Source organism: Sphingomonas sp. Ant20 (assembly GCF_000783375.1).
GTDB classification, from domain to species: domain Bacteria; phylum Pseudomonadota; class Alphaproteobacteria; order Sphingomonadales; family Sphingomonadaceae; genus Sphingomonas; species Sphingomonas aerolata.
In genome coordinates, this window is record NZ_JRVI01000204.1 from 1 (window position 1) to 2206 (window position 2206).

The window sequence follows — 2206 nt, forward strand, 5'->3', positions numbered from 1 at the left end:
CACCGCCCGCCGCGCCGACGCCGACCGACACGCCGGCCATGCCGCCGCCGACCTGGAACGGGCCCATGTCCTGGACCGGGGTGCGCGCGTTGAGCAGCCGGACGCGTTCCGCGGCAAGGCTTTCATGGCGCGGATCGCCGGGGTCGTGCTCGACGAACGGCACGCGGAACCGATCCGCCTGGCGCAGGCCGCAGACGGTGATGTCGGTCGAGGCGGGATCGATGACGCAGCGGGGTTCGGCGGCGAGTCGCTCGCCGGCCTTGGCGAGCAGCGGGTCCTGAGCGAGAGCCAGAAAGAAGGCGAACATGACCTGTCCCCGATACGCGATGGGCCGATACGAAGCTCGTCGCGAGGGTGACGCACGCGCAGGCGAGCCGCAAGCGTCAGTCGGTCGGATCCCGATCTATCCTGGCGACGCCGAGCCGGGGGATCTCGATCGCGGGGCAGCGGTCCATGACGACCTGAAGCCCGGCGGCTTCGGCGCGGGCGGCGGCGTCCTCGTTGATCACGCCGAGCTGCATCCACACCGCTTTCGCGCCGATCGCGATCGCCTGGTCGACGGCCTCGCCCGCGGCGGCGGAGTTGCGGAAGATGTCGACGATGTCGATTTCGTCGCCGAGCTGGGCGAGTTCGCGGAAGACGAATTCGCCGTGGATGTGCTCGCCAGTGATCTGCGGGTTGACCGGAATGACACGGTAACCGTGCGCCTGCATCCGCGCCATCACGCCGTAGGAGGGGCGGTCGGGGCGGTCGGACGCGCCGACCAGCGCGATCGTGCGCGCATTTTCGAGCAGCGTCCTGATATCGGAGTCGGCGGTAAGAGGCATCGCGGCGTCCTCTTCGGGGGAGCACCCGTCCGGGTCTGTACATAGACCGGTCGGGTGGCTGGAATCCTGGTCCGCTCGTGCCGTAGCTCTACGCGCCAGGCACGACCGGTAACAGCACAACGGCGCGGGCCCCAAAACGTTTCACATTTTTCCAATCCATGCGACGACCTGAGCAGCGAGGGCGGCAAAGATCACGTCGTCGGGCTCGGCCGCGGGGGGCGTTCCCGCGTCGGAGGCGGTGCGGATCGACAGCGTCAGCGGGACGCGGCCAAGGAACGCGATGCCGAGCTCACGCGCGGCCGTCTCGGCGCCGCCATTGCCGAACGGATCCGAACTTTCGCCGCAATGCGGGCAGACATAGCCGGCCATGTTCTCGACCAGCCCGATGATCGGGATGCCGGCCTTTTCGAACAGGTCGATCGCGCGGCGGGCGTCGATCAGCGCGAGGTCCTGCGGCGTCGAGACGATGATCGCGCCCGCGGGACGGTATTTCTGGACCATCGTCAGCTGGACGTCGCCGGTGCCGGGGGGAAGGTCGAGCACGAGCGTGTCGGTCGCGCCCCAGTCCGCCTCGACCAGCTGGCCGAGCGCACCCGCCGCCATCGGCCCGCGCCAGGCGAGCGCGCGGCCGGGATCAACGAGCTGGCCCATCGACAGGAGGGGGACGCCGTAGGGGGTGGGGACCGGGTCGAGCACCTTGTCCTTCGCGGTCGGGCGGGTGCCCTCGACCCCCATCAGTCGCGGCTGCGACGGGCCGTAAATGTCCGCGTCGACGAGGCCGACGCGCGCCCGGCCCTGGACAGCGCGATGGCGAGGTTGGCGGACAGCGTCGACTTGCCGACCCCGCCCTTGCCGCTGGCGACCGCGATCAGCCGGCGGGTGGTGCGTTCGGCGGTCATGACCACGCGCACCTCGCCGACCCCCGGCGCGGTGGCGGCCATCTTCACCGTGGCCTCGAGCGCGTCGCGCGCCTTCGGGTCGAGGCCGGTCGCATCGACCACCACGCCGAGCCGCGTTCCTTCGAGTCGCACCGTGGCGCGCGGGCCCGCCACTGCGGCAATCGCCGCCTTTACCGCTTCAATGTCGATCATCGCCGCCAGATAGGCCCGTGGCGGGCGCTTGGCACTGTTTTTCCGCGATGGCACACCTATAAAGGTTGGATGACGATCTTTACGCGCTGGCTCCGGCGTCCCCCCATTCTCGCCGTCGAAACGCCCAAAGGGCCCCTGGGGCGGCCCGGGTGACGACAATGCCGGCGAGGGCGGCGGCCCCCGCAATCCCTGGGCGCTGCCCCCCGGCGGTCGCAAGCCGACCGGCAAGCCGAGCGCGCTCGACGAATTCCTGAAAAAAAAAAAAAAGGCGCGGGTCTCGGGCGGCGG

General features: G+C 70.1%; 2 protein-coding genes and 1 pseudogene. All 3 read right to left on the minus strand.

What is annotated here, in order from left to right; translation table 11 throughout:
* The coding region (locus NI18_RS18185) for a hypothetical protein (RefSeq protein ID WP_037532023.1) at positions 1 to 307 on the minus strand (307 nt) is incomplete at its 3' end.
* Between the two features lie 76 nt (positions 308 to 383).
* Positions 384 to 827: a CoA-binding protein gene (locus NI18_RS18190; protein ID WP_037532025.1), complete on the minus strand. Its 444-nt coding sequence runs from the start codon at positions 825 to 827 to the stop codon at positions 384 to 386.
* Between the two features lie 141 nt (positions 828 to 968).
* Positions 969 to 1918, minus strand: a pseudogene (locus tag NI18_RS18195) (Mrp/NBP35 family ATP-binding protein).
* Positions 1919 to 2206: the final 288 nt, after the last annotated feature.